Annotated in this window: 3 protein-coding genes; 1 reads left to right on the top strand and 2 read right to left on the bottom strand. The window is 56.5% G+C overall.

Annotation, left to right across the window (positions count from 1 at the left end; genetic code table 11):
* The coding region (locus tag VOI29_RS23385; RefSeq protein WP_323784154.1) for a glutathione S-transferase family protein at positions 1–811 on the top strand (811 nt) is incomplete at its 5' end.
* 452 nt (positions 812–1,263) lie between these two features.
* Here the strand turns inward: VOI29_RS23385 and VOI29_RS23380 are convergent.
* Entirely contained in the window at positions 1,264–2,163 is a 900-nt protein-coding gene (locus VOI29_RS23380; protein ID WP_323768509.1) for a replication-relaxation family protein, read from the bottom strand.
* Between the two features lie 20 nt (positions 2,164–2,183).
* Positions 2,184–3,634 (bottom strand): type IV secretory system conjugative DNA transfer family protein (locus VOI29_RS23375; protein ID WP_323784152.1); only part of this gene is annotated, 1,451 nt, incomplete at its 5' end.

Below are 3,634 nucleotides of genomic sequence, written 5' to 3'. Positions count from 1 at the left end.
CTGGAGTGATTTGATGACCGGCAAACATATTGTTTATCACATCCCCGTCTGCCCCTTTTCACAGCGGCGTGAGATCCTCCTGGCGCTGCGAGGACAGAAAGACGCCGTTGAGTTCCGTGTCGTTGACATCACAAAACCGCGCGACCCGGCCCTATTGGCGAAAACTCAGGGAACGACAGCGTTGCCAGTTTTAGAAACACCGAACGGCGCAATCTTGAAAGAAAGCTTGGTGATCCTTCGTTATCTGGATGAAGTCATCAAAGGTCCGGCTCTCCGCCGAGCCGACCCGTTAGAACATGCCATCGAAACCATGCTCATCGCCCGTGAGGGGCCATTTACCATGGCGGGATATCTATTTGTCATGAACCAAGAGCCTGAACAACGCGACACATACGCAGAAAAATTGCTCGCTATCTACCGCGATATCGACAGTTTCCTGTGCCACCACAGTCGAAAAGAACCCTTCTTGTTCGATGATTTTGGCCTCGCCGAAGCGGTGTTTACTCCGATGTTCGAACGCTTTTGGTTCCTCGACTACTATGAGGATTTTGAACTACCTGACACGCCGGACTACCGGCGGGTGCGGGCCTGGAAAGATGCCTGCACCACGCACCCTGCGGCCCAGCAGGTCAGCAAGGAAAAGATCGTGAAACTCTATTACGATTATGCACTTGGTGCAGGAAATGGCGCGTTGGTCGAAAACCGCTCTGTCTCCAGTTTTGCCTTTCTACCGCACTGGCGGGATCGCCCTTGGCCGCCGCGAGATAAGTATGCGGGCACAGCCAGCGACGAGGCATTGGGACTGGTTTAGCGCATAAGAACTGGTGCGGAGCCTACCTGTTTCTAAGCTTGCGCCTCAATAGCAGACATTGGTGCAACGTGCGGCGAAAGTCCGCATTCCGCCCTCCCTGCAGTGCCTGGCAAATTGCTGCGCTGCGGAAATCTCACTTCTGTGCTATGTCGGAGGATCAGCGAAGGTTCGATTTCTGTTCCATCTTACCGAACGCGACTCCGGTCGAAGTGTTCAGGTAGCCCCTCCGGAAAATTCTTTTATTACAGAGTCTTGCAAGCAATTCACCAAATTCGCGTAGTCAACAGGTCCGGAGAATATCGGCCCGGAGAGACCGCTTCCAGGCCTCTTGGCAGCAGGGGCAGTGCTCAGCCCTCCCGCATAACCCTCGAAAACAACGGAAAAATCCGGCCCCAGCCGGATCGGGAGAACGCTTTCGCGGGGCCAAGTGGCGGAGGGACTGGGGTTCAAACTCAAGGTTCGGCCTCCAGAGCTAGGGAAGTCGAGCCCCCGCCAGCGTTGCACCACGGACGATGGTATGGCCCCGTTCCGCCAGTCAATGGGGCGACGTATTGCTTCTCGAAATCATACGAAAGGCTTAGCATCGATCTCGCTACAAAGGTCGGCAATTCGCTGGCCATGGATAGTAACTGCTCCTGCCGCTTGCGACTCTGGAACGCCCAGAGAACAAGTATGTTCGCTTTCAGACCATAATGCTGCTTGTATACTTGCTCGTGGATCAGCCGGTAGTACAGATCCAGGCTTTTCTGGATGCTTTTTCGCGCCGCGCTCGAGCGCAATGGCTCGGTTCCACGGTCGACCTCCAGGGCAAACGCGCGGTAACTCCCGCCATAGTCCAGCGCGAACAGCTGGTCTGGAACAAGCTTTGATTTGCCCAACGGGATGGCGAGCTGGGCGCTCTTGATCGCCAGAATGTTGTGGGCCGGGATGTAACGTACTCCATCACGTGCGGCGGAAATGTCGATTGCGCTGGTTACGCAGGAGACCGCATATCCGTGCCACCAATGCCCGGAAGGACGGACTGTGGCTTCGTCGATGCCCCGGTCGACCAGATGGTCTTTCGCTTTTGCTGTTAGATCGTAGACAAACGGTTTGCACTCAGCCCGTTCCGTGGCCCGCTGCTGTGGCGGCAGCTTGAGATATTTTGCCGCGCGCAGCTTTTGAAGCGCACGCAGGGCCGTGTCCTTGCAGCGATGCGAATCTCGGGTCAGCTCAAAAAGGTACTGCGACGATTGCGGCCCGTGTCGCTCGATATGTTTCAGCCAGCGAATTTCCCGCTCGGTTGGGCGCGCGACGTCCACAGGGGCGATGTGATAAAAAGTAGCGCGTCCCAAGGCATCGGTCTGTTCCATAAGCTGAAAAATAGCTGAGATCACAATTCTGGCGAAGGTTTCGTTGGATCGCTACCATCGAATTTTTCCTCTGCTGCAGCAGGGTCCGGCTCTTCCGAAGTGCTATGTTCTGCCTTGCGCTGGAATGGTTCAGCATAACGCTCGCGACTGTGTTGCCGGATTGCATCAATCTCGTTTTTTGTGCTGCGCGGAAGTTTCTCCAGCACGAAAAAGGGAAAGCTGATCGGCACGGCCCGATCGGTCAACCCGCGCACATATGTTGCGAACGTCCCTTTCGGCTGGCGATGGATGGTATCGGGGTCGGAGGACATCTGCCCCGCCAAGGCGCGGGCGTCTCGTGCTGAGACGCCACCTGCAAGCTTGATAGAGGTATTGGCCTCGAAAGCCTCTTGAAGCCCGTTTGAAAGCTGTCCGAGATACTGGTGCGCCATCACCATGCCAACCTTGTATTTGCGGGCTTGGCTCAGGATCACGCCAATGTTCTGGTCAAAATAATCCTGCGCCTCGTCGATATAAACTAGGGACGGCAGACGATCTTGGTCCGGCAGCGTGGCGCGCTCCTGTGCTGCCTGGGCAACCAGAGCGATGAAGAACCGGCCGAATATCTGGGTGCCCTGCTCCTTCAACAGCGACTTGCTGGTGTTGATCAGGATCAACTTGCCAGCGTTCATCTCGGTGAACATGTCGAACTTCGATTGCGGGTGAGAAAACATCCGTTCGAAGGTTTGATTCTCCAGCACGCCGTAAAGGCGGCGCAGAACTTGGGTCTTAGTACTGGCGAATTCCTTGCTGTCGAATTCGGTCTCGAAGAACCGGCGCGGCGTCCCTTCGAGCCTGGCGATCTGGTCACGGTATTTCTCGGTGCCGCCCGGCTCCATCAACTCGCGCAGCGTGTGGATGGTGGCGTCGGGGATATGGAACATTAACCGAGTGACATAGCGGAAGACCACGCTTTGCTTGGCCGTCATACCCGCCGACAAGAGCGAACCCAGCACGAAGTCGTAAAGCTCGATTATGGAATTGGTCAGACGCTCGCGCTCCAGATCGCCGTAATCTGCAAGCCGGTCCTGACCGACCGAAAAAAGGTTGAGGCTGACCGGGTAGCCGATGTCCTCCGGATCGATCAGAACGATCCGCTCAGGTGGCAATGTGCGGGCGCGCAGCAGGTTGCCAATCAGGTCACCCTGGCTGTCGATCACGATGACCGTCTTGTCACCCCGTGCGACCTCTTCGAGATCCCTTGCGATGAAATACTGCAGGGTCTGAGACTTTCCGTGGCCGGAGCCGGCGACGATATGCGTATGCTCGAACCGCCGTGTCTTCGGTATCTCAAAGGGCGTGCGCAACCGAAAGAGCTCCTTGAGCCGCGTGCCCTTGAGGAAAACCTCGACAACGTCGTCGCCCTTGTAGTCGCGGGGGAAGGTCGGTCGGCTACGGTGGGTGCTACTCAGATTGGCATCCAACCGTTCCC

It is taken from the genome of Leisingera sp., assembly GCF_034669605.1.
Classification (GTDB): domain Bacteria; phylum Pseudomonadota; class Alphaproteobacteria; order Rhodobacterales; family Rhodobacteraceae; genus Leisingera.
Note: the sequence above shows the minus strand (reverse complement) of the source record. Positions and strands in the feature narration are given on the sequence as shown.